29 protein-coding genes are annotated in these 23,444 nt (G+C 56.3%); 15 read left to right on the top strand and 14 right to left on the bottom strand.

The genetic code is table 11. The annotated features are described in order from the left end of the window. Window positions 1-2 precede the first annotated feature (2 nt). The 3 genes from WA411_RS03625 to WA411_RS03615 form a co-directional block, all read right to left on the bottom strand. A complete protein-coding gene (locus tag WA411_RS03625) occupies window positions 3-260 on the bottom strand; it encodes a YdcH family protein (RefSeq protein WP_069182247.1) in 258 nt (85 codons plus the stop codon). Window positions 261-381: 121 nt separating this feature from the next. Further along, the gene (locus tag WA411_RS03620; RefSeq protein WP_291904615.1) at window positions 382-831 is read right to left on the bottom strand and encodes a DUF4124 domain-containing protein; all 450 of its coding nucleotides are present in this window, start codon (window positions 829-831) and stop codon (window positions 382-384) included. Window positions 832-1,038: 207 nt separating this feature from the next. Beyond that, entirely contained in the window at window positions 1,039-1,233 is a 195-nt protein-coding gene (locus tag WA411_RS03615) for a type II toxin-antitoxin system VapB family antitoxin (RefSeq protein ID WP_291904617.1), read from the bottom strand. 433 nt (window positions 1,234-1,666) lie between these two features. Here WA411_RS03615 and WA411_RS03610 point away from each other — a divergent pair, with 433 nt between their 5' ends. From WA411_RS03610 to WA411_RS03590, 5 genes are all read left to right on the top strand, one after another. Then, complete coding sequence (locus tag WA411_RS03610) at window positions 1,667-2,209, top strand: hypothetical protein (protein ID WP_291904619.1); 543 nt, start codon at window positions 1,667-1,669, stop codon at window positions 2,207-2,209. A 103-nt stretch (window positions 2,210-2,312) separates the two neighbouring features. After that, window positions 2,313-3,239, top strand: coding sequence for a toll/interleukin-1 receptor domain-containing protein (locus WA411_RS03605; protein WP_291904620.1), 927 nt, complete (start codon window positions 2,313-2,315; stop codon window positions 3,237-3,239). Between the two features lie 94 nt (window positions 3,240-3,333). After that, a complete protein-coding gene (locus tag WA411_RS03600; RefSeq protein WP_291904623.1) occupies window positions 3,334-3,855 on the top strand; it encodes a hypothetical protein in 522 nt (173 codons plus the stop codon). 235 nt (window positions 3,856-4,090) lie between these two features. Continuing rightward, the gene (locus tag WA411_RS03595; RefSeq protein ID WP_069182250.1) at window positions 4,091-4,351 is read left to right on the top strand and encodes an acyl-CoA-binding protein; all 261 of its coding nucleotides are present in this window, start codon (window positions 4,091-4,093) and stop codon (window positions 4,349-4,351) included. Between the two features lie 133 nt (window positions 4,352-4,484). Further along, entirely contained in the window at window positions 4,485-4,802 is a 318-nt protein-coding gene (locus WA411_RS03590; protein ID WP_291904625.1) for a site-specific integrase, read from the top strand. Window positions 4,803-4,811: 9 nt separating this feature from the next. Here WA411_RS03590 and WA411_RS03585 read toward each other — a convergent pair whose 3' ends face one another. Both WA411_RS03585 and greB read right to left on the bottom strand, forming a co-directional pair. Continuing rightward, window positions 4,812-5,273: a hypothetical protein gene (locus tag WA411_RS03585; protein WP_291904627.1), complete on the bottom strand. Its 462-nt coding sequence runs from the start codon at window positions 5,271-5,273 to the stop codon at window positions 4,812-4,814. Between the two features lie 110 nt (window positions 5,274-5,383). Further along, entirely contained in the window at window positions 5,384-5,899 is a 516-nt protein-coding gene (greB, locus tag WA411_RS03580; RefSeq protein ID WP_291904629.1) for a transcription elongation factor GreB, read from the bottom strand. Between the two features lie 298 nt (window positions 5,900-6,197). On the opposite strand from greB, the gene WA411_RS03575 reads away from it, so the two are divergent. Continuing rightward, window positions 6,198-6,479 (top strand): hypothetical protein, encoded by a 282-nt coding sequence (locus WA411_RS03575; protein ID WP_136630881.1) that lies wholly within the window; start codon window positions 6,198-6,200, stop codon window positions 6,477-6,479. Here WA411_RS03575 and WA411_RS03570 read toward each other — a convergent pair. The 8 genes from WA411_RS03570 to ftsY all read right to left on the bottom strand — a co-directional run bounded on the left by WA411_RS03570 (window position 6,473) and on the right by ftsY (window position 14,634). Next, entirely contained in the window at window positions 6,473-7,963 is a 1,491-nt protein-coding gene (locus WA411_RS03570; protein WP_153634074.1) for a HAMP domain-containing sensor histidine kinase, read from the bottom strand. The genes WA411_RS03575 and WA411_RS03570 overlap by 7 nt on opposite strands. After that, window positions 7,950-8,630, bottom strand: a complete 681-nt coding sequence (locus tag WA411_RS03565; RefSeq protein ID WP_008175694.1) for a winged helix-turn-helix domain-containing protein — start codon at window positions 8,628-8,630, stop codon at window positions 7,950-7,952. Before WA411_RS03565 ends, WA411_RS03570 begins: the two co-directional genes overlap by 14 nt. Window positions 8,631-8,733: 103 nt before the next feature. Then, window positions 8,734-9,513, bottom strand: a complete 780-nt coding sequence (hyi, locus tag WA411_RS03560; protein WP_291904634.1) for a hydroxypyruvate isomerase — start codon at window positions 9,511-9,513, stop codon at window positions 8,734-8,736. 7 nt (window positions 9,514-9,520) lie between these two features. Next, entirely contained in the window at window positions 9,521-10,432 is a 912-nt protein-coding gene (locus WA411_RS03555) for an NAD(P)-dependent oxidoreductase (RefSeq protein WP_291904636.1), read from the bottom strand. Between the two features lie 236 nt (window positions 10,433-10,668). Further along, on the bottom strand, window positions 10,669-11,529 hold the full coding sequence (rpoH, locus tag WA411_RS03550; protein WP_069182258.1) for an RNA polymerase sigma factor RpoH: 861 nt from the start codon (window positions 11,527-11,529) through the stop codon (window positions 10,669-10,671). Between the two features lie 192 nt (window positions 11,530-11,721). Continuing rightward, window positions 11,722-12,729 (bottom strand): permease-like cell division protein FtsX, encoded by a 1,008-nt coding sequence (gene ftsX, locus WA411_RS03545; protein ID WP_069182259.1) that lies wholly within the window; start codon window positions 12,727-12,729, stop codon window positions 11,722-11,724. Beyond that, window positions 12,719-13,411, bottom strand: a complete 693-nt coding sequence (ftsE, locus tag WA411_RS03540) for a cell division ATP-binding protein FtsE (RefSeq protein ID WP_136630885.1) — start codon at window positions 13,409-13,411, stop codon at window positions 12,719-12,721. The genes ftsX and ftsE overlap by 11 nt, the downstream gene beginning before the upstream one ends. 29 nt (window positions 13,412-13,440) lie before the next feature. Further along, the gene (ftsY, locus tag WA411_RS03535) at window positions 13,441-14,634 is read right to left on the bottom strand and encodes a signal recognition particle-docking protein FtsY (protein WP_069182261.1); all 1,194 of its coding nucleotides are present in this window, start codon (window positions 14,632-14,634) and stop codon (window positions 13,441-13,443) included. 161 nt (window positions 14,635-14,795) lie between these two features. Between ftsY and rsmD the strand changes: the two genes are divergently transcribed. Next, window positions 14,796-15,446 carry a 16S rRNA (guanine(966)-N(2))-methyltransferase RsmD gene (gene rsmD, locus WA411_RS03530; protein WP_141697176.1) on the top strand — a complete coding sequence of 217 codons (651 nt, stop codon included), beginning with the start codon at window positions 14,796-14,798 and terminating at the stop codon, window positions 15,444-15,446. A 71-nt stretch (window positions 15,447-15,517) separates the two neighbouring features. Here rsmD and WA411_RS03525 read toward each other — a convergent pair whose 3' ends face one another. Further along, entirely contained in the window at window positions 15,518-16,696 is a 1,179-nt protein-coding gene (locus tag WA411_RS03525; protein WP_291904644.1) for a DesA family fatty acid desaturase, read from the bottom strand. A gap of 140 nt (window positions 16,697-16,836) precedes the next feature. On the opposite strand from WA411_RS03525, the gene mutM reads away from it, so the two are divergent. The 8 genes from mutM to WA411_RS03485 all read left to right on the top strand — a co-directional run bounded on the left by mutM (window position 16,837) and on the right by WA411_RS03485 (window position 23,427). Then, complete coding sequence (gene mutM / locus WA411_RS03520; RefSeq protein WP_291904646.1) at window positions 16,837-17,649, top strand: bifunctional DNA-formamidopyrimidine glycosylase/DNA-(apurinic or apyrimidinic site) lyase; 813 nt, start codon at window positions 16,837-16,839, stop codon at window positions 17,647-17,649. Between the two features lie 137 nt (window positions 17,650-17,786). Further along, window positions 17,787-18,116, top strand: a complete 330-nt coding sequence (locus tag WA411_RS03515) for a hypothetical protein (protein ID WP_069182264.1) — start codon at window positions 17,787-17,789, stop codon at window positions 18,114-18,116. A gap of 95 nt (window positions 18,117-18,211) precedes the next feature. Further along, window positions 18,212-18,901 (top strand): GMP/IMP nucleotidase, encoded by a 690-nt coding sequence (yrfG, locus tag WA411_RS03510; RefSeq protein ID WP_291904649.1) that lies wholly within the window; start codon window positions 18,212-18,214, stop codon window positions 18,899-18,901. Between the two features lie 41 nt (window positions 18,902-18,942). Beyond that, window positions 18,943-19,350: a ribosome-associated heat shock protein Hsp15 gene (hslR, locus tag WA411_RS03505; RefSeq protein WP_136630890.1), complete on the top strand. Its 408-nt coding sequence runs from the start codon at window positions 18,943-18,945 to the stop codon at window positions 19,348-19,350. Window positions 19,351-19,418: 68 nt separating this feature from the next. Then, entirely contained in the window at window positions 19,419-20,273 is an 855-nt protein-coding gene (hslO, locus tag WA411_RS03500) for an Hsp33 family molecular chaperone HslO (protein WP_069182267.1), read from the top strand. A 172-nt stretch (window positions 20,274-20,445) separates the two neighbouring features. Then, window positions 20,446-21,981 (top strand): phosphoenolpyruvate carboxykinase, encoded by a 1,536-nt coding sequence (locus WA411_RS03495; RefSeq protein ID WP_069182268.1) that lies wholly within the window; start codon window positions 20,446-20,448, stop codon window positions 21,979-21,981. A gap of 86 nt (window positions 21,982-22,067) precedes the next feature. Then, window positions 22,068-22,346, top strand: a complete 279-nt coding sequence (locus tag WA411_RS03490) for a hypothetical protein (protein WP_291904653.1) — start codon at window positions 22,068-22,070, stop codon at window positions 22,344-22,346. Window positions 22,347-22,392: 46 nt separating this feature from the next. After that, window positions 22,393-23,427: a DUF2157 domain-containing protein gene (locus tag WA411_RS03485; protein ID WP_291904655.1), complete on the top strand. Its 1,035-nt coding sequence runs from the start codon at window positions 22,393-22,395 to the stop codon at window positions 23,425-23,427. Window positions 23,428-23,444 lie beyond the last annotated feature (17 nt).

Raw genomic sequence — 23,444 nt, 5'->3', positions numbered from 1 at the left:
ACTCAGCTGGCCGTTGAGGCCTCGTATTCACGTATCATTGCGAACAACTGATCCTTGTGGTTCAGCCGTTTCTTCTTGAGCGTTTCCAGATAGTCGTCGGACGTGTTCTCAGCGCCCGTTTCGATGCGATGCACCTCATGATCCAGCTCATGATATTCATCAAACAGCTTGGCGAAGTGAGCGCTGTTGGTTTTCAGAAGGTGGATGGCCTCTTTGTATTCCGGCAGTTCGTGAATCAGATCGTGCTTTTCCAGGGACATTCGTGCAGTCTCCATGACTGTGGGGGATGAGATTAAATTCACTGATCCCAGTGTATGGCTCGCTGCTCTTGTCGGTCTTGATCCCCGTCAAGCCAGGGCGCTGATTGGGAACCAAGGCACCCTAGGGGTTGCCACAGGTTTTGCGCACCTTCGCCCGAAAATCCTCCCGAATCTGGGCGTTCTCGGCCTCATTCACATAGACCCGCTCGCCCTGATCGTTGATGTTGTAAAAAGTCGAGACGCTGGCCAGGAACTTCAGACGTGCCCGAAGCTTTTTACACAGCTCGGCCTGCTCCTGCGCTTTCTCCTCTGCTTTAGCATTCGCAGCTTGCCGGGCCTCACGCTCTTCCTGCTGCTGATCCAGAAAGTCGGTCATCTTCTGATGCCGCTCTCGTGCCCCCGCATCCACGCTGGCCGGGGCGGCATTTACTTTGACTTCACTGGATGCCGCCTGAGCCGGTGGACGGTCTCCAAAATGGGTCTGGCCGTTGGCGTCGACCCATTTGTAGACGCCGGCATTTGCGGAGAGGGAGATGGAACCGAGGAGCATTAAAACTACGAATGCTTTCATACAGATATCCTTTTCACCTTATTGCTTCCATGTCGCCATTACGAACGAAAGGCTGTTACGCGACTGAAAACTGTACCACCGCCGAGTCCACCAACTCCATGAACGAGTGAACAAAAGGCACGATTTGGGATATGATCCGGCATGGGACGACTTTCGGGGTTTTTCACTCCTTTTAAATAGTCGATCCAATGCTGGTATCCACGAGTATCATCGTACACTCCTCATTTCATCCAGATCGCCTTCCCACTCGATTTTGCCGCGCAGCTTTCGAATCCCCTGCTGCTTGCTTAGCTGAATCAGGAGTTTTAAACCCTGCTCAACGGCTTCTTTTTTGGATTCACAACCAGAGACTCTAAGGGCTTCAGCCATTAACTGATCATCAATAACGATATTGGTTCTCATGTTGCACCGTGTGTATAAGCCATAGCCTTTTTACCCGTTCTAGCAACTCATTGAGAACCAAACAATCGGCTGCACAGAAACTTGGACTTCTCTCATTTTCATGCGTGATGCAGACGCTTGGACTACCCTGCCGTTATGGGTGACGATGGAATTATACGAGTCCGTTCGCAAAACTCCGAAAAGACATCGGGGAATTGCCGATAATCTTCTGATCTAGGCCACAATTGGCATGAGAGCTCTGGAAGTTATACGCCCGCGACAAAACTGCCGCAGGAGCAATTGGGCGCATTACTCAAGCATCACGTATTGGAAACGGAGCGTTAGGCGCCTGATTATAGGGGAAAATGCATTTCCAGAACGTTCAGCGCTATGATTCTCCCAAATGCGAAATAGGCGAACGCGTTCGTATAATTAGCTGTTAGGCAAGAGAGTGATGGACCAATTCTTTTCGACAGTAATTACAAGTGCATTGGTTGCAACCGTAGCGGGCGCAGCCATAAACGCGTGGTGGGAAACTCGTAAAGACAAGCACAATGCTCGTTTTGATGCACTAACTGCGGCCATAACCCTTGAAGGTTATGCAATCGACTGTGCTGACCGAATTTCCGACAATGATCTCGCAGAGCAATCGGATGGTCATGCGGGTGCATTTATGGGTAGTGTCCCAGAGTTACCAAACCTGTCTATTCCTGCAGGGTTCTTGAGACCCAAAAAAGCTGAAGTCGCAGACAGGCTAATGATATTCCCTCAAGAAATTCGTCAAGCTGATCAAGTTGCTGCGTTTCAGTGGGATGTTACCGCGGATATTAGTGCAGTGCGCGAGACTGCAGTAGCCCAATCGGCAAAGGTTGGGTTAAAGGCATTGGACTTAGCTGCCGATCTCCGGAAAGCCTTTAAATTACCAAAGCGGACCCTGGTTTTCGGTGTTTTTGATGTAAGAAAAACTCTCGAGAAAAACCTGCGCAAGGCAGTATGATGCCTAACAAGGCCAGTGACGCGACGCCTGCCACATTGCAGCTTCGCCTTCATTTCCCAGCCGCGCATGCTGACTGGCGTTACGTGAGAAAGGAATCTTCGCGATGAAGGTATTAGACAGAATTCATCTCATTGACCGAATTGGGCGCGAGCTTCAGTCGAGGATGAGCTTTTCTGACATTGATGTTTACCTCGGAGCCTACGGCATTGACTGCAAGGATTTCCAACCGAGCGCGAATAGCAAGTGGGTTTACGTTAAGGAACTATTGGCTGATGCAAACGAAGATTTGGTACTCCGAATCGCGGATGAATTGGAGCTAGAACACGCGTACTCATCCAGCGCCCCCAGAGAGGCTACGTTCTGGAAAGTTGGGCATTTCAGGTTGTTTTTAAGCCACCTAGCATCCTTCAAGGTAAAGACTGGTCAACTCCAACATGCGCTACGAAATTACGCCATATCGGGGTTTGTGGCGCACGAAGACATTGAGCCTAGCAAGGAGTGGCAAACCGAAATAGAAGCGGCATTGCAAACAATGGATGCCATGGCTTGCCTGCTAATGCCAGGCTTTAAAGAAAGCAATTGGTGTGATCAGGAGGTTGGCGTTGCGGTCGGCCGTGACATACTCATTATTCCGGTTCGAAAAGGCCTAGATCCGTACGGTTTTATTGGTAAATATCAGGGAATACAGGCCGTTAATAAAACCGTTGCCCAAGTGGCTGAGGAAATATTCAATACAATCGTAAAATCGCCAAAGACTCGGGCGAAAATGATTCGCTGTATTTCGAATGCCATCTCTCAGTCAACTGAAGTAGACGATGCGCTAGAAAAGGTAGCTCTTCTTCAAGAGCAGCCGGATATACCAAAAGATTCCCTCGAAAGCCTACGTAGTGAAGTCAGCGACAATCAAGTGCTCACTAAATCTACAGGTTTCGTGAAGGAGCTGAACGGTCTCTTTGCCAAACATGGGATCGAGAATATTCCGGTAGGGGGTACACAAGAACCTGAGTGGGACGATGATATCCCGTTCTAATTTCCAAATAACCAGTGGCTGTTCGCGGCCGCGCCTGCGCTGCGCTCCAGCACGCTGCAAAGCTAAGCGCTATACGTAAATCATGAGTGCAGAGATGATCCGACAAATTGAGCACAGCATGATGTATTTGGCGACTTTCTCAAGATCATATTACTCGTTTTGTGCGTTGTGGGATCGCCTTGGTCAGCTTGACGAGGGAACGGGCTATTTTTTCCCTTTTCGCTCTATATGTAATGCACTTCTCTGTGATGCCGCTATCAGTTGGTGCAAGGTATTCGGTTCGAATACTGAAGAAACGCATTGGAAAGCAGTTGTTGGTGACGAGCAACGATTTAGAGAGCTTTTGTTCAGGCAGCTCAATGTGACAGATAAGGAATTCAAAGCTTACTGGCAGGAAATGACCAATTTTAGAAACAAAATTGTTGCTCATTTCGATTCAGACCATTTCAGCAAAGGAATCACTCCGTCTTTCGAGCTCGCAATGAAATCATCGGCCATTGCACATCGCTATCTTAGAGAGGAGTTTCCACGCAACGTCAACTACACCGGCCCCAAGTGCTTGGACGACTACGGAAGAAAGGTGGCATCCTTAGTGGTAAGTAAACTCATGGTATAACAAGTGGTTGCAGTTCGTTCCGGCCCTGGCGGGCCTCCACCGGACCGGTTTTCCGTTGCACTAAAAACCGGCCGCTGAACATTGGCGTTTTCCAAATATAGACCCTTACTGCCCGATGGCATCCCATTCGCTTTCATTAAAGCCCCAAAGCCAAAATCAGCCAATGACGGTCGAACAGCGGCTAGCTATACTCGCCCAACAAACAGGACCAAAGTAGAACCATACGGAGATCAACATGAGTGACCTGAAAACCCGCTTCGACGAAGCCGTCAACTACATCCAGACCGCCGAAGGCGACTTCAAGCCCTCCAACGAGATGAAACTGGAATTCTATGCGCTGTACAAACAGGCCACCGAGGGCGATGTGTCCGGCAAGCGCCCGGGCATGATGGATTTCGTGGGCCGCGCCAAATTCGATGCCTGGGAGAAACTCAAAGGCATGTCCAGCGATGACGCCATGCAGAAGTACATCGACAAGCTCGAAGCCCTGAAGTAATCGGCCTTCCAGCCCAGACTCTGGTCAGAAAATGACCAGAGTCAATCTTCCTGAATAAAGCTTTGCGCTCGTAAATCTCTTGTCATAAGATGCGCCCAAAATAAGAAAACCAATTCATCAGCAAGAGTTATTTATGGACATCACAGAAGCGCTGGAACAGTCCCAGCCAGGCTTGGTGGCACGGGTCAAGGACGCCATTCATCAGCACAAGCTCAATCAACGCTCAGAGCAGACCTACCTGCACTGGATCACCCGATTCGTGCTGTTCAGCGACATGAAAGATCCCGATGCACTGGCCAATGAAGACCGCCAGAAGTTTTTGGACTACCTGAACGAACGCATGCGGGTATCCCGGGCGCGTTTCAATCAGGCCAGCCAGGCGCTGACATTTTTCTACGAAGATGTACTTGGTAAGACGCCCGCGGCGGACAACGGCTGCGCAGCAGCCTGAACGCCTGTCTCAACGCTCGTTCATATTGATGTTCAGCGCGTCGTAGGTGCGGTTCTCGGGTGGGCGGATCACGTAGTTGTTGCTGTGAGTCTGCCCGGGAATGGATTTTGGATTGCTGAAACGGAACTCCACCGGGATCTGCGAGCGGCCAAGGTCAGTGCGGCTGTCACCGGGGCGAAGACCAAGCGGATCGAGGTAAAAATCGTCTTCGACCCTTGGTTTGAGCGGTACGCCCGCAGCCGGAGCTGTCAGACCCCCTTCAATGACCGTATTGGCCAGAGTTTCCTCCTCCATGGAATTCAGCTGGATGGTGTGAATGGTAGAGCGCTCTTCATACTTGAAAGCGCTTTCCTGATTGTCGCTCTGGGCAAACACCCCACCTGCAACGGCCCACGCCGCGACAAGCCCCGCCAACACTAACGGCCTGCTTATCCTGCGCTGAACGATTCCGACTTTTCCACGCTTACCCATGGCATTTCCCCGGCAGACGATCCTGTCTGCGACCAGCTGTGACAAATTTTGATCAGTTTATCGACAAATCCGTCAAACTGCCCGGGCACTCGCCAATTTTGTGACATCATTCACTTGTCGTCTTCAGGCGCCTGGTAGCGAATACCCACCACGAACACCGACTTCCAGCCTTCGGGGGTGCGAACGCTCACCTCGTCTTCCAGGCGTTTGCCAATCAGCGCCCGGGCCAGGGGGGAGTTGATGCTGAGATAGCCTTTGGTCAGATCGAACTCATCCGCGCCGACCAGACGATAGGTCTGTTCCTCACCGTCTTCATCATCCACCGTCACCCAGGCACCAAAGAACACTTTTTCCCGGTCATCCGGCAAACGGTCAACCACGGTCAGCTCTTCAAGGCGTTTGCTCAGGAAGCGCACCCGGCGATCGATTTCCCGCAACTGCTTCTTGCCGTATATGTATTCCGCGTTCTCGGACCGGTCGCCAAGGGCAGCAGCTTCACGTACGGCCTGGGTAACCTCCGGGCGTTTCACCTTCCAGAGATACTGCAACTCCTCCCGCAGGGCCTGTTCGCCCTCGGGCGTGATGTATCTGGGGCGCGGGCCACCATTACCGGGAACCTGACTCATTGGTCTTGTAACGTCCTCTGCAGCTGGAAATCAGAAAATTCAGGGCATAAAAAAACCCCGTAAAAACGGGGTAAGGCTAGCGCTGTGCTGGAGGGAGAAGCAAGCAACAAATCTGCAGGCTTCCAAAGCTACAGTTTCAATTATGCACACCGTTGGTTACACCATCGTGGCCGAGGAATTACCTTTTAGTCAGGGTATCGATGAACGCTGGCACCCGGAATTAGGTTGCAGACTCTAGGAACGAAGCATAGCGTTGGTGTTATACGTTTTTGCAGATTCCACTTTTGGAGAAATCAACATGAATACCGAAACGCTGCTGAATATGGCTCTCAATGGCGTGGATGCCCTTGGCTATCGTCTGGATCAGTACGGAATCACCGGCAAGGTCAACCGGCACAACATCGCGGCTTTCCTGGCGGCAGAACAGAAGCATCTGGAAGGCGAATGGGACAGCATTCAGGTACGGGTAAATCGTCGCCGTTCGCAATTTGAGAAGATTACCCACGAGATCGAATCCCGCAAAGATGCGCTGATCGGCCCGGTGCTTTCGAAGATCAACCGGTTCCGCGCCAGTCAGTGAGTCTTCACGCCGGTGGATTGAGAGGCGGCTTGGGTTTCCCCGGCCGCCGAATCTGCCGACTGCTCTGCCTGGGTCGCTCGAATGCGTTTGCGGGCCTCGCTAAAGGCAGGGATCTTTACAGCCACAGTCAGCCCCGGCGACTCTTCTCCCGGATGAGTATCGCTCAAAACGATCCGGCCCTGGTGAATTTCCGCAACAGCGCTCACCAGGCTCAGGCCCAGCCCGTTCCCCGGTAACGAACGGCTCTTGCCCACTCGATAAAAGCGCTGGAAAACCTGGTCTTTCTCCGCATCGGGAATACCGATGCCACTGTCGCGAACTTCGAAGACGGCTTCCGAATCTTCCCGCCGAACCGAGACGCCTATAACGCCGTGTTCAGGCGTGTATTTGATGGCATTATCAATCAAGTTGCTGACCATCTGGAACAGGAGGTCCCGGTCACCCTCGATCTTCACACCGCTTTGCAAATCCTGTTCAAACGATTGGTCTTTGTCCTCGGCCAGGGCTTCATAGAGTTCGCAGGCATCCGCAACCAGCTCGTCCAGAGGCACAGGTTTCATGTCCGCGGTATTGCCGCGGGTTTCCAGGCGTGCGATACGCAACAGAGCGTTGAAGGTGGCCAGCAACTGGTCGGCTTCCGCCACTGCGCGGCCCGCCTGCTCCCTTGCTTCATCGTTATCCACCGACATCAGTGTGTTTTCCAGCTGGTTGCGCAGTCGGGTCAGGGGGGTGCGCAAATCGTGGGCAATGCTGTCGGAGACGTGCCGGATGCCTTCCATCAGGTACACAATCCGGTCCAGCATCTGGTTCAGGTTTTCTGCCAGCTGGTCAAAATCATCGTCGGTGCCACGAGTTGGAATTCTCAGGGACAGATGGCCGTTCATGATCCGGCGGGAGGTGTTGTTGATAACCTCGATGCGCCGGGTCGTACTTCGGCTCATCAGGAAACCACCGAGTAACGCCAAGGCAAGGGTGATTCCCATTCCCCAGTTGATGGCGGTTTCGATCACCCGCTTGAGATTGGTTAGTTCGTCGACATCGCGCCCCACAAGCAGGCGCATGCCACCCTGCACCTCGAAGATGCGGGCTCGGGCCAGACGCTCGGGCCCGTTCCAGCCCACCGATTCGTTCAGGGTGAAATTGATCCAGCCACTTTCGGAACGACTGCCTTCCGGCCAGGTTTCAATATTTCCGGCCAGCTTGAGGAAATCGTCGGTCGTCAGCAGGTAGATGGATTTGGCGTTGGGGTCGCGGGCAACACGCTCACGGATAATAGTGATCAGGCCGTTCACACCACGGCCACGATACTGCTCCGCCAGACCGGCGATTTCCGCCTCGATGGTTTCGTCGGTCTGGGCGGTCATGAAGCCCGCCGTACGCCAGTAGATAAAGGCCAGTAACAGGAATACCGAGGTGGCAAACACCACCATGTACAGCAGGGCTAGCTGGAAGGATGATGTCCTGAGCTGGCTAAGCAGTTTCACGTAACATGTACCCTGCACCCCGGATGGTCTGCAGTAAGGGGGTATCGAATTCCTTGTCGATCTTGGCTCTCAGCCGGCTGATGTGCACGTCAATCACGTTGGTCTGGGGATCAAAATGATAATCCCAGACCTTCTCCAACAGCATGGTCCGGGTAACCACCTGACCGGCATTACGCATCAGGTATTCCAGCAAACGGAATTCCCGGGGCTGGACATCGATATTCTGTCCGGCCCGCTTGACAGTCCGCGCCAGCAGGTCCATTTCCAGATCCGCCACCCGCAATACCGTTTCGGTCTCTGCGGACTGGCGATTACGACGAACCAGGGATTCGATCCGAGCCAACAGTTCGGTGAACGAAAACGGCTTGGTCAGGTAATCGTCGCCACCGCCTCGCAAACCTTCAACACGGTCGTCTACATCACCCAGGGCACTGAGAATCAAAACCGGCACCTGGTTTCCAGTCGCCCGCACGGTCTTGATAATGGAGAGACCGTCCATGCCGGGAAGCATGCGATCTACAATCATGATGTCGTAATCTTCGCTGGCCGCCATCATCATGCCTTCCTTGCCATCGGCCGCATGGTCGACCACGAAGTCGGATTCCTTCAGCCCTTTGACAAGATAATTTGCAACGTCCTGATCGTCTTCGATTACCAGCGCTTTCACCGGTTCTCCTCCCGATAGCGGATTACAGTTAGGACAAGGGTACGAAGAAGTTGGCAACCCGGCCAGTTACGATCTTGTAAGAGGGTGTCGCCAATGGCGACGGTCAGAGCTTGCCTGAAAACCAGCCAAGACTGTCGCCCGTTGCCCCGGTAGGCCGGTATTCCGCGCTTACCCAGCCGTCATACCCCATGACATCGATGGCCGCAAAAACATTCGAAAAGTTAATCTCCCCGGTACCGGGCTCGTGTCGGCCGGGGTTGTCGGCAAACTGAATGTGGCCGATCCAGGGCAACAGGCACTCCATGGAGCGCACCAGGTCCCCTTCCATAATCTGCATGTGGTAAAGGTCGTACTGCAGGCGCACGTTGTCCGCATCCACTTCCTCAATCAACGCAAGTACCTTGCCGGAGGTATCCAGAACAAAGCCTGGCATGTCCACGCGCGAATTGATGGCTTCCAGACACAGGGTGATACCCTCCTCCGCAAGCCTGGGGGCTGCCCAGGCGACATTGTTCACCAGCGTGTTCCAGGCAATCTCATCTGAGGCATGATCGGGTTTCAGGCCCGCCAGGCAGTTTAGCCGCCGACAGCCCAGGGCTTTGGCATAGTCGATCGCCTGATCCACGCCGGCCTGGAACTCCTCCACCCGGTCCGGCAGGCAGGCGATACCCCTCTCCCCAGCATCCCAGTCGCCGGGCGGCAGGTTGAACAACACCTGGGACAGTTTGTTATCGTTCAAAAGGTCTCTGAGCAGGTCTTTGGGGTAGGCGTAAGGGAACAGATACTCCACCCCCTCAAAACCGGCGGCCCGGGCCATGGCAAAGCGCTCGGGGAAATCCACTTCCGTGAACAGCATCGACAGGTTGGCAGCAAAACGGGGCATGGCGTGGTTACTCCTTCGGGCCGCGACCAAGGGAGCCAAGCAGCGCACCGTTCAGATGCTCCAGCTCCAGCAACAGGCCGCTATGGTCGACATCACTGTGGCCATTCGCCACCAGCGACAGGTACTCGTTGTGAGTCTGCTGGGCCAGGGGCAAGGTCAGCCCTTCCGCCCGGGCCTCGTCCAGGATCATCCGCATGTCCTTGAGCTGAATGCGTGCTGGCGCACCGGGGGCAAAGTCACGGTCGATCATCCGCTGCCCATGCAGCTCCAGAATCCGGCTACCAGCAAACCCGCCCAGCAAGGCCTCCCGCACGGCCGCAGGATCCGCACCGCCTTTCGCCGCAAGCAGCAGCGCCTCGGACACGGCACCAATGGTGATTCCAACAATAGCCTGATTGGCCAGCTTCGCCAATTGCCCTGAACCCACAGGCCCGATACGGGTGCATTTGCCGAGCGCCTCAAACACCGGCTTAGCACGATCGACATCGGTTTCGGAACCACCCGCCATGATACTCAGGCGAGCTTCCGCAGCACCTACAGTACCTCCGGACACCGGCGCATCCACATAGCCGGCACCCCGCTCCGCCGCCAACTCAGCATGCCTTCGGGCCACAGAAGGCTGGATCGAGCTCATATCAATCACCAGCGCCCCCGGCTTCAGGTCCTCAAGAGCCCCCTGCTTAACCAGCACCTGCTCCACCACATCGCTGTTCTCCAACATGGTGATCACCACGTCCGCATTGGCAACCGCCTTCGCCGGAGATTTGGCAATGGTTGCTTCAGAAGCAAAGGGCTCGCACTTGCTAGACGTGCGGTTCCACAAGGTCATCGGGAAACCCGCGTTCAGGAGGTTACGGGTCATGGGCGCGCCCATGAGGCCGATACCGAGAAATGCGATATGAAGGTGTTTATCAGTCATATTTCAGGCCTTTGCACAAAGGTTTGAGAAGGGATTGGGTGGGCCTTTCCAAAACCGTGCGGAGCCATGGATGGCGGAGCCGAGCGTACATGGACGTATTCACAGCGTGTTTTGGAAAGGCCTACCCAATCGCTTCTGCCCCCAAGGTAAAGTTTCCGATTATACAAACAAAAACGCCACCAACCGGAACCGGTGGTGGCGTTTTAACGACTCAGTCGCGGGATTGGGCCGCCTGGTCAGGCCGCCTCAACCATCTGCATGCGAATCTTCTTCATCGCATTCTTCTCAAGCTGCCGGATTCGCTCCGCCGACACGCCGTATTTGTCTGCTAACTCATGCAACGTCGACTTGCTTTCGGACAACCAGCGCTCCCGAAGAATATCCTGGCTGCGCTCATCCAGCTGCTCCAGAGCCTGCATCAGCCTGCCGTTGGAATCGTCGGACCAATCGGCGTTCTCCAGTTGAGTGGCCGGATTGCTGCGAGCATCTTCCAGATAATACGCCGGTGCCTGATAGGCGTTATCGTCATCGTCGTCCTGCGGACCATCGAACGCCGTATCCTGGGAAGCCAGTCGGCCTTCCATTTCGCGGACCACCCGTGGCTCAACACCCAGATCTTCGGCAACCGCGTTCAGCTCATCATGGCTGAGCCAGGCAAGCTTCTTCTTCTGGCTGCGCAGATTGAAGAACAACTTGCGCTGGGCCTTTGTAGTGGCCACTTTCACAATCCGCCAGTTGCGCAGAATAAACTCGTGAATCTCTGCCTTGATCCAGTGAACGGCAAAGGACACCAGGCGCACACCGTATTCCGGATTGAACCGTTTGACCGCCTTCATCAGGCCGACGTTACCTTCCTGAATCAGATCCGCCTGAGCCAGACCATAACCCGAATAGCTCCGGGCAATGTGAATCACAAAGCGCAGGTGAGACATAACCAGCTGACGGGCGGCCTCTACGTCGCCCTCATAATGGAGCCTTTCAGCCAGCTCCCGTTCTTCGTCCACTGTGAGCACCGGGATGCGGCTCGCAGCCTGAATGTAAGACTCGAGATTCTGACCCGGAACCAGTCTGTCAACCAGTTGTAAACTCGTACCCATGCTCTAACCTCCGAACCCGACGGCCCTTAAATATACCAACTACTTTTTGGACCGCCAAGAACTCTGAAAGTTCCCGAAATCTCCAGTAAAACGTTCTAAATCAACTACCTGAAAATTTCACCTTGGCTTTGCTGGCTTCGAAATTACGCCAGCAGAAGCTGTTTCTTCAATACGGTTTTCCCGCTATCCGGATCATCCGCCTCCGGCAATATCACCCGGCTCCATGTCATCCAGATGACGTTTCACAGCGACCCAGGCGCCCAGCCAGCCTAGCAGCATCGCAACAATTATCAACGCCAGTGCCCCATCAAACTGCAAACCGTCGAGGGAAAAATCACTCCGATACAGCCCTGCCAGCCGCTCTATGGGCCCGCTGAGCCACCACAGAGACAACTGCAACAGAATCAGCGCCACAATCCCGCCACCGAGCCCAAACCATGCGCCGGTGTACAGAAAGGGCCTGCGGACAAAGCTGTCCGTTCCGCCCACCAGTTTCGCAACCAGAATTTCGTCCCGGCGACTCTCAATCGAAAGACGGACCGTGTTGCCGATCACCAGCACAACCGCAGCAGCCAGCAGAATCGCCAGTGCCCAGACCGCACGGGCCAGAAGATCCGTCATGGCGTTCAGACGCTGCAACCAGCCGAGGTCCACCTGAACCCGCTCGACGCCTTCCATGCCTTCAATAAACCGAACAAGGCCTTCCACCCCCTCGGTGGAACGGGCGCCTTCCTCAGGGGTAATCAGCAGGGTATGTGGCAGAGGGTTGTCTTCGAGATAATCCAGGGCATCTTCCAGGCCCGATGAGGCCCGAAATTCTTCCAGGGCCTGGTCCCGATCAACCAGCTCGACACCGGCCACCCGGCCGTCGCTGGCAATGTCACTGCTCAACACCCGTGCCCGCTCAAGCGGCACAGTCAGCTCAATGTAAGCGGTCACCCGGGCACTGCTTTCCCAGCCCGCACTTACGCCCTGGAGACTGGTGAGCAGCAACAGCAGCGCCACCGGCAAGGCCAGGGCAACGCCCATCACGGTCCAGGTCATCAAACTGGCCACCGGATTGCGCCAGAGACGCCGGGCACTATCCTCGGCAACCTTGCGATGATGGGTGAAATAGCTCTCAGCCTGCTCACGCCAGGGCGACCGGGCCTTGTTGGCGCCTCGTGCAGGTTGCGGCTTTTTACGCGGATCAGCGGCCACTGACACCTCCGCCAATAACCGAGGTGCCGCCAGCAACCAGGCGACCATGATCCAGCTTCAATGTTCGCCGCCCCATCTCATTGATCAGGGCAATATCGTGGGTTGCGATCAACACGGTAACGCCCACCTGGCTGAACTGCCCGAACAGATTCATGATGTCGGCGGACAGCGCCGGGTCCAGGTTACCTGTCGGCTCATCCGCCAGCAGTACCGGGGGTTTGTTGACCACCGCCCGGGCAATACCGACGCGCTGCTGCTCACCGCCGGAGAGCTGCATCGGGTTCATTTTTTCCTTCTGCAACAACCCGACCTTGTCCAGCGCTGCGCGCACACGCCGGCCGGTGTCTCTGGGTGAAGCACCCATGACTTCAAGGGGCATGGCGACGTTGTCGAAAACGGTGCGATCGAACAACAACTGGTGGTTCTGGAAGACCACGCCGATATGGCGTCGGATATAGGGAATCTGGCGGCGGGGCAAGCGGTTCAGAACCTGTCCACCTACCACCACCTCGCCGGCACTGGGGCGTTCCATCACCATGATCAGTTTCAGCAGGGTACTTTTACCCGCACCGGAATGGCCGGTCAGAAACGCCAGCTCGCCGCGCTCCAGGCCAAAGTTGACCTGACGCAGGGCGGTATGATCACTGTCGTAGCGCTTGGTGACCTGGCGAAACTCAATCATGGGCGGTTTCCGCGCGGCTGGATTCCGGGCTATTCGTCAAACAGGGCATCCACAAAGGTTTCGGCATCGAAGCTGCGCAGATCATCCACCTGCTCACCAACACCGATAAACCGGATCGGCAACTGCAACTGACGGGCAATGGCAAACACAATACCGCCTTTGGCCGTGCCGTCCAGTTTCGTCAATGTAATGCCACTCACGCCCACAGCCTGCTGGAACACCTGCGCCTGGCTCAGGGCGTTCTGGCCGGTGCCCGCATCCAGCACCAGCATGACTTCGTGGGGCGCAGATTCGTCCAGTTTCTTCATCACACGGACCACCTTCTCCAGCTCCTGCATCAGGTTATCCTTGTTCTGCAGACGACCGGCGGTATCGGCGATCACGACATCTACGCCACGGGATTTGGCTGACTGGATGGCATCGAAAATCACCGAGGCACTGTCAGCACCGGTGTGTTGTGCCACCACCGGCACATTGTTGCGCTCACCCCAGACCTGCAACTGCTCGACCGCCGCAGCACGGAAGGTATCGCCGGCGGCCAGCATGACCGATTTGCCTTCGTTCTGGAATTTCTTGGTAAGCTTGCCGATGGTGGTGGTCTTGCCCACGCCGTTCACGCCCACCATGAGGATGACGTAGGGGGTCTTGCCGGAGTCGATTTCCAGGGGCCTGGTCACATCCTTCAGCAGCCCGTGCAATTCATCCCGTAACGCCTGTCGCAGGGCCTCACCGTCCTTGAGCTGATTGCGCTCAAGTTTGTCGGTGAGCGATTCAATGATCTCAGAAGTGGCGGTAACGCCAACATCCGCCATTAACAGCGTGGTTTCGATTTCCTCGAGCAGGTCCTCATCAATTTTCTTGCTCAGGGAGAACAGGTCTGACAGACCACCGGTCAGGCTCGCCCGGGTCTTACCCAATCCCTTTTTGATGCGTTCGAAAACGCTGACCTGAGGCTCGGGTTCCGGTGCTTTCTGGGGCTCTTCTGCGGGCTGAGGCTCCAGGGCCGGCTCTGGTTCAGCCACCGACTCTGGTTGCGGCTCGGGAGTGGCAGGCGTTTCGCTCTCGGCTTTTTCCGGCTCCGGTGCCGCCCCTCTGGCAACCTCTGGCTTGCGCTGCGGCACCGGCTTCGGGCGCGGTGCCCGGCTGCGGTTTCCGGCGATATCCAGAACAAATACAAGCACAAGAAGGGCCAGAAGGCCGATTGAAATCCACTCTGCCGTCATAAAAGTCAATCCATCAGTCTGAATGGGCGGGACAAAGAAAGCCGACATTCTAGCAGACTGTCCCGATGAAGTGAGGGCCACCCGGATTATCGCGCGAGGCCCGGTTTCCGGTAAGATGCGCGCAGATACCCAGAACCCCGCACAGTCCCGGAGCTGCGACGATGGCGCGCCGAAAATCCACCAGCCACAGCATTTCGAAAAGAAACCCGACCGGTCGCGGTACCGGGGCCGCACCCGCTAATAACAGCACCGGCGAACTGCGCATTATCGGCGGTGACTGGCGCAGCCGGAAACTGCGTTTTCCGGATGCCGGTGGTGTGCGACCAACCCCCGCCCGCACCCGGGAAACCCTGTTCAACTGGCTTAACTTTCACCTGGCAGGCAGTGATTGTCTCGACCTGTTCGCCGGCTCCGGCGCGCTTGGCCTGGAAGCACTGTCCAGAGGTGCCGCAGGTGCCACCCTCGTGGATCATACGCCTGCCCTGGCCAAGGCACTCAGGGACAACCTCAGGTTATTGAAGTCTGACACCGGAGACGTGGTGTGCGCAGATGTCGAGAGCTACCTGCGTCAGAGAAACCGGCCGCCGTTCGACATCGTTTTCATGGACCCACCGTTCCGACAGGGCTGGCTGGAGAAACTGTTTCCATTACTGGATGAGCAGGGCTGGATTAAATCCGGCGGCTGGGTTTACGTGGAACACGAGAGCGAATTGCCAACACCGGCAGTGCCTGGGTCATGGCATCTGCATCGGCAAAAAAGCGCGGGGCAGGTCACCTACTGCCTTTTCCGAAAAGCCATAGACCCGGAATAGCAAGGGGCCTGAAAGAAAAAAGGGCCAGGTGAACGCGCTCACCCAACCCCTTGTTCAGCGACCTGACTGTCTCAGACAGCAGGGCGCAGCGAGTAGGCCCGAAGGTGCTCGGCGAACTCCTCAAGATACCGGATACCGCTGGCTTCCGCCTCCCGGCACCACTCCATCAACGCGTTGAGCTTGTCCTGGGGCTTGAGCCCACGCTGACGCCAGAGCGCCTGCAGTTCATGGCTCTTCTCGTAGATCTGGCGCAGCACCGCGTTGCGCTCCAGTACCGATTCAAGGGTTTCTTTTTCCTTGGGGTGGATCAGCGTAATCTCACGAGAAAGCAACTGCTTGAGCTTCCGATACCGCGGCCGAATCTCGTCGTCCATCAGAGACTTCTGCTGACGCAGCACCGGCTCCATAACACGCTTGCGGTACTGGCGCATGATGTCGAAACGATTATTGGCGATGGCCTGAACCGTTTCCACATCGACATGCAGTTTCCCCGGCACATGGTGGGCAATCGGTCGATAACCCTTGGGTTTGGCCAGTCCGAACAACTGGAACAGACGGATGTAACCCCAGCCGATATCCACCTCGAACCAGCGGCGAGACAACTTGGAAGAGTTCGGGTATGTGTGGTGGTTGTTGTGAAGCTCTTCGCCGCCAATCAGCAGGCCCAGCGGACTGATGTTGCGGGCGTTGTCGGCGCACTCGTAGTTCCGGTAACCCATCCAGTGACCAATGCCGTTCACAACGCCGGCCGCCCAGACCGGGATCCACATCATCTGTACCGCCCAGATCCAGATGCCGTGAACACCGAACAAGGCAAGGTTGATGACCGCCATCAAAGCGATGCCCAGCATTTTATGGCGGCTGTATACGTTCCGCTCCACCCAGTCTTCCGGGGTGCGCTGGCCGTAGCGTTCGAGCGTTTCCGGGGTCGCGGATTCGGCGTAGAGCTCGGCCCCTTGGAACAGAACCTTGCGAATGCCCAACACCACCGGGCTATGGGGATCTTCTTCGGTTTCGCATTTGGCGTGATGTTTGCGGTGGATAGCCGTCCACTCCTTGGTGTTCTGGGCGGTGGTCAACCACAACCAGAACCGAAAGAAGTGCTTTAATACCGGGTGCAGGTCCAGCGAGTTATGCGCCGAATGGCGATGCAGATAGAGCGTTACACTGACAATTGTGACGTGTGTCATTCCGAGGGTGACCAGAATGAGCTGCATCACCGACAGGTCAAGAAGACCATTAAACCACATAGAAAATCCTCAAAATCATTATCTTTGGCGCGAGGCCAACTCCGACACTTTAGCGTACAGCTGTAAGCCACAACAACAGCATTTGGATGCAAAATTGTTACTGATTACACTAACGCGTTTTCCATCGGAGATTCCCGCCCGTGCCCGAACTGCCCGAAGTAGAAACAACCCGGAGGGGCATTGCGCCCCACTGTGAAGGTGAGACGATTACCCGAGTCACCGTTCGCAACGGCAGTCTGCGCTGGCCTGTTCCGGCCGATTTGGGCGAGAGGCTGGAAGGTCAGGTTATTGAGAGTGTAGACCGCCGGGCCAAGTATTTGTTCCTGAACATGGACCGGGGCACGGTAATTGTTCACCTTGGCATGTCCGGCAGCCTGCGCATTATCACAGACAATACCCCTCCCCTGACCCATGATCATATTGACGTGGCTTTACAGTCCGGCGTCATCCTGCGATTCAACGATCCCCGCCGGTTTGGCTGTTGGCTCTGGGCCGACTCTGCCGAAGAGCACCCCCTGATAAGCCATCTTGGTCCCGAGCCCCTGGCCCCCGAATTCAATGGCGCGCATCTTTTCCGGCTCTCACGAGGCAAGAATACTCCAGTGAAGTCGTTCGTCATGGACAATCAGGTGGTGGTGGGTGCTGGCAACATTTACGCCAATGAAGCCCTGTTCAAATCCGGCATCCATCCCCGCCGAAAAGCGGGAAGAATCAGCCTCGACCGCTATCACAGGCTGGCTGAAGCTATCCGGGAAACGCTCAGTGCCGCTATCCTGATGGGCGGAACCACCCTGCGGGACTTTGTGAACAGCGACGGCAAGCCCGGCTACTTTGCCCAATCTTTGTTGGTCTACGGTCGCGGCGGACAGCCCTGCAAAGAGTGCGGGACGACGTTGAAAGAAATCCGAATGAACAACCGATCCACTGTTTACTGCCCACGTTGCCAGCGCTGAACGCTTACGAGAAGGCACATTCAGCAACGAAAAATCGTTTGAAAATGCGCAAATATGATTCATAGTTAACAGAGGATTTACGCCCAAGGTATACAATGGGGCGGTATTTAGGGCCAAAAAGCTCAGGAGACAGTACGATGACCCGCAAGATTTCACGCACTCTGGTGGCCACTGTGGCGGCCTGCCTGATGGCATTCTCTTCTCTCGGACACGCCCAGGCCGTGGATGAAACCCCGTCAGCGCTGGCCATGACCGGCGATGCGATTTTTGTTCGTCCGGCCCTGCTGGCAACCACCATTGTGGGCGGCGCTGTCTACCTGGTATCCCTGCCCTTCTCCCTGCTGGGCGGCAACGCCGACGAAGCCGGTGAGGTTCTGGTCATGGGGCCTGCCAAGGCGACATTCGTGCGCTGCCTGGGATGTACCCGCACCGGCAAGAAACCCGAAACGGTACAGACCAGCAACTGATCCGACTCCATCGGGCGCGCCTCCGTACTATCACGGCTTGCCCCGACGAGAGAACTGCGGCAGCCTGAAGCAAATTCTTCAGGCTGTTTTTGTTTATGGTTGACTGGTCCTCGCTTAACACCGTGTTCCTGGATATGGACGGGACACTTCTGGATCTGCATTTCGATAACCACTTCTGGCTCGAGCATCTGCCAGCACGGTACGCCGAGCACTATGACCTCCATCCCCAGGAAGCGAAAGACCGACTGATCCCGATGATCATGGCCGAGCGCGGCTCACTGAACTGGTATTGCACCGATTACTGGAGCGAGCGCCTGTCCCTAGACATTACCGGACTGAAAGCAGAGGTGGGCGACCGAATCGGATACCGCCCTCACGTAACGGATTTTCTCGATACCCTGAGGCAATCCGGGCTTCACTCGGTGATTGTCACCAACTGTCACCCCGACCCTCTGGCCCTGAAGCTGAAACGAACCGGCCTGGACACACGGGTGGATGCCATAGTCTCCAGCCATCAGCTAGGCAAGCCCAAGGAAGACCCATCATTCTGGCAGGATCTCCAGAAGGTAACGCCCTATGAGGCCGACAGCACCCTGATGGTCGACGACAGTTTCCCGGTATTGGAAAGTGCCCTGGCAGCCGGCATTGCCCAGTGCCTTGCGGTACTGGCGCCGGACAGTCAGCAGGAGGCCCGCCAACGGCACCCGGAAATCCCCTGCATCCATCACTTCGACGAAGTTCTCCCGGCCCTTCGCCAGCGGTCACCCCTGCCATCCGGCCGATGACAGGGTTATAATTGGCGTATAAGCCCATCAGGTGAGGAGACATGACGGCATCAACTGCTGACGACCAAAGGGTAAGACTGGATAAATGGCTCTGGGCCGCCCGCTTCTACAAAACCCGCTCCCTGGCCAAGGAAGCGATCGAAGGAGGCAAGGTCCACTACAACAGCCAGCGCTGCAAACCCGGCAAGCTGGTGGAAGCCGGCGCGAAACTCACGCTGCGTCTGGGTTGGCAGGAGAAGGTTGTCATTGTCGATGACATCAGCGACCGCCGCCGTGGCGCGCCCGAAGCCCAGAAGCTCTACCACGAGACGGAAGAGAGCGCCAAGAAACGCGAAGAAATGGCCTGGCAACGAAAAACTATGCAGGCAGCGCAACTCCCTCCGGCCAGACGCCCTTCAAAGAAAGACCGAAGGGATATCCAGCGCTTCCGCGAACAGAACGGCCTCTGAACACTTTTTAACACCCCCGCCCTCAGTCAACTTACAACGACCGGCATTCAGCATTCAGGAGAGACAACATGGCATCCCGCGACCAGTTCCAGCGCTTTATTTTTGAACACAGCCAGGTGCGGGGAGCCTGGGTGCGGCTGGCCGACAGCTACCAGGAAATCGGCAGCCAGGCGCCCTATCCGGACACGGTCCGCGAGCTCCTCGGCGAAGCCCTGGTGGCGAGCATCCTGATGAGCAGCACCCTGAAATTTGAGGGCACGCTGTCCGTTCAGGCGCAGGGAGAAGGCCCGTTACGCACTCTGATGGCAGAATGCAGCCACGACCGGCACATCCGTGGTCTGGCCCGTTTTGACGAGCACGCGGTCAGCGAAGACAGTTTTCATAATCTGCTCGGTGAAGGCCGGATGGCCATTACCATTACGCCGAACCGGGGTAATCGCTACCAGGGCGTCGTGCCCCGGGATCAAGAGACACTTGGCGGCTGCCTTGAGGAATACTTCGAACGCTCGGAACAGATTCCCACCAGCCTGTTCCTTTTTGCCGATGAAAACGGCGCCGCTGGCCTGATGCTCCAGCGCCTGCCGGGCGCCTCCGAGGAAGACGAAGATCTCTGGGATCGGGTTAACCACCTGGCGCGGACCGTGGAAGCCGCCGAGTTGCTGGAGCTGGATAGTGAAACCCTGCTCCATCGACTGTTCCACGAGGAAACCGTTCGATTGTTCGACGCCGAACCGGTTGCCTTCCGCTGCAGTTGCTCAAGGGAGCGCACCCTTGGCGCCCTGGAGGCCATTGGCCGCGAAGAATGCTACAGCATTCTGGAAGAACAGGGATCCATCGAGATGGACTGCCAGTTTTGTCACGCTCACTATCGCTTCGATAGAAATGATATTGATCATCTTTTCACCGGCCATACGCTACACTAGAAGCACGTTCGATTGGCCGGGAAACCGCTGATAGCAAGGGGTTCAGGGCAGTCGTTTTTTACCGGCGTCTCTGGCATAATAGCGCGCCTGAATTGACCCGATTGCTCAGATTTCCGTCAATTTTGGGGGGCGGCCTGAGCAATCACTAAGACATCCCGAGGGCGAGGTCGAAGTGAGCAGCACTTATAATGATCTGAGTACAGCACGACTGGTTGAGGTTGCACTGGCACGTGAAGAAGGCCAGCTGGCATCCAACGGTTCCCTGGTTGTAAAGACCGGTGACCGTACAGGCCGGTCTCCCATGGACCGCTATATTGTCGAGGAGCCTAGCACCTCGGACGATATCCACTGGGGTCCGATCAACCGTCCTTTCGACGCCGAAAAGTTCGACGCCCTCTGGGACCGTGTTGAAGCCTACATCGCCGAAAAAGACCAGTTCGTGTCTCACGTTCATGTCGGCTCCGACCCCGAGCACTACCTGCCGGTTAAAATGACCACCGAGACCGCGTGGCAGAACCTGTTCGGCCGCAACCTGTTTATCCGACCGGAAAGCTATAACCCGGCCGACAAGCAGGAGTGGCAGATCCTGAACGCCGCCAACTTCGAGTGCGTGCCCGAGCGCGACGGCACCAACAGCAATGGCTGCGTGATGATCAACTTTGCCAAGCGCAAGGTTCTGCTGGCCGGCATGCACTACGCCGGTGAAATGAAGAAGGCCATGTTCTCGGTGCAGAACTTCCTGCTGCCAGAGAAGGACGTGCTGCCCATGCACTGTTCCGCGAACGTGGGTGAAGACGGCGAGACCTGCCTGTTCTTCGGTCTTTCCGGCACCGGCAAGACCACTCTCTCTGCCGATCCGCACCGCTACCTGATCGGCGATGACGAGCACGGCTGGGGCCCGGGCACCGTGTTCAACGTCGAGGGCGGTTGCTACGCCAAGTGCATCGACCTGTCCCGCAAGAACGAGCCGATCATCTGGGATGCCATCCGTTTTGGCGCCATTGTCGAAAACGTGGTGATCGACCCGGAAACCCGCGAGCCAGATTACACCGATGTATCGCTGACCGAAAACTCCCGTTGCGCCTACCCGCTGGACCACGTTGAAAAGCGCGTGCTCGAGAACCGTGCCGGAGAGCCCTCTCACATCGTATTCCTGACCTGCGACATGACTGGCGTGCTGCCACCTGTGTCCATCCTCAGCCGCGAAGGTGCCGCTTATCACTTCCTGAGTGGCTACACCGCACTGGTTGGCTCCACCGAGATGGGTTCTTCCTCGAAGCTGAAGTCCACCTTCTCCACCTGCTTTGGTGCGCCCTTTTTCCCGCGCCCGGCCGGCGTTTACGCCGAGCTGCTGATGAAGCGCATGGACGAGTTTGGCAGCAAGGTCTTTCTGGTGAACACCGGCTGGACCGGTGGTCCTTACGGCGAAGGACAGCGTTTCAGCATTCCGACCACCCGCGCCATCATCGCCGCGATCCAGAACGGTGACCTGGACGATGTGGAAACCGAGCACCTGCCAACCCTGAACCTGGATGTGCCCAAGCATGTGCCAGGCGTGGATACCGAGCTGCTGAACCCGCGCAACACCTGGGTGAGCCCGGACTACTACGATGGCAAGGCCCAGGAACTGATCGCGCAGTTCGTCGAAAACTTCAAGAAGTTCGACGTGGCGGATTCCATCGTCGAGGCCGGCCCGAAGCTGAGCTAAGTCGATTCCTGAACGTAAAAAAGCGCCCTGCGAAAGCACGGCGCTTTTTTTGTATGATGGGGCAACACATTCAAGGAAACGGCTTCATGAAACAGCGTCTGCGCCAGCTCTTCTCGTTTATTCTCAAACCACTGGAATCCGGACAGGTTGGGCCCAGCTACAAGGAATCACACCGCACCGTGCTTAACGTGGTGGGCGCTCTGTTCCTCGTTCTGGCGACGGTGTCAGCAACCGCGCTGGTTTACACCGGTAAGCTGGGTGCCCTGATTCCGGTGCTTGTTTTCTTCGGGATTGGTGGTGTTTCGTTGATCGTTGGAACCCTGGGATCCGATGCCGCGGTTTCAAAAATGTGGGGCAATCGGTGATCTGAACTGCTTCCGACAAAAAGAATGTTTCGAGGGGGAAACTCTCATGGAGCTGAAGCGCAGTCTTCTCGATCAAGCCGCAAGCAAGCAGATCATCACGGACGAACAGGCTGAGCGGCTCTGGACGTTCTTATCGGAACAGCAGCAACAAACCCCCTCTTTCCGTTTCACCCACATCCTCTATTACTTCGGCGGCCTGATTGCCATCGGAGCCATGAGCCTGTTCATGACCCTCTCGTGGGAAAGCCTTGGGGGATGGGGTCTGCTACTGATAGCCCTCGTCTACGCCGGTGCCGGCCTGTGGCTCACCGAGTTTTTTCTGAAGCGGCTGGACCAGAAGATTCCCGCGGGGATCACAGCGACCTTTGTGGTTGTCCTCACACCCCTTGCCGTTTTCGGGTTCCAGGCCGGCATGGGCTGGTGGTCGGGCGGCCATGAATACCGGGACTACCACCGCTACATCGACTGGAGCTGGTTATTCATGGAACTGGCCACCCTGGCTTCAGGCGCAGGCATGCTCTGGCGTTACCGGTTGCCCTTCCTGGTCATGCCGGTGGCCGTCACGCTCTGGTACATGAGTATGGATCTGGCGCCCTTCCTGTTTGGCGCGGAGTACGTTTCCTGGGAACTCAGGAAATGGATTTCGCTGTGGTTCGGTCTCCTGATCGTCCTGCTGGCTTTCTGGGTGGATATCCGAAACCAGAGCAGCCGCGATTTTGCGTTCTGGTTATACATTTTTGGTGTCACGGCGTTCTGGAGCGGACTTTCATTGATGGAGTCTGATAGCGAATGGAGCAAGCTGTTCTACTGCCTGATAAATCTGGTGATGATCATGGCCGGCGCCATTCTGGGCCGGCGGGTATTCGTTGTGTTCGGCGGCCTGGGCGTCGCAGGTTACCTTGGCCATCTTGCTTATGAGGTCTTCGAGGACAGCCTTCTATTCCCAATCGCGCTTACGTTGATCGGGCTCGTGATCGTGTGGCTGGGTATTCTCTGGCAGCGGCACGAGCAGCGGGTTTCAGAACGGTTGCGAAGCCTGTTGCCCGCACCGCTCAGGGAACTGATCGAGCGCCGCCATTAGTCTGAGGGATTTCACCA

This window comes from Marinobacter sp. CH_CUG1437-1 (assembly GCF_037029655.1).
Classification (GTDB): domain Bacteria; phylum Pseudomonadota; class Gammaproteobacteria; order Pseudomonadales; family Oleiphilaceae; genus Marinobacter; species Marinobacter salsuginis.
Note: the sequence above shows the minus strand (reverse complement) of the source record. Positions and strands in the feature narration are given on the sequence as shown.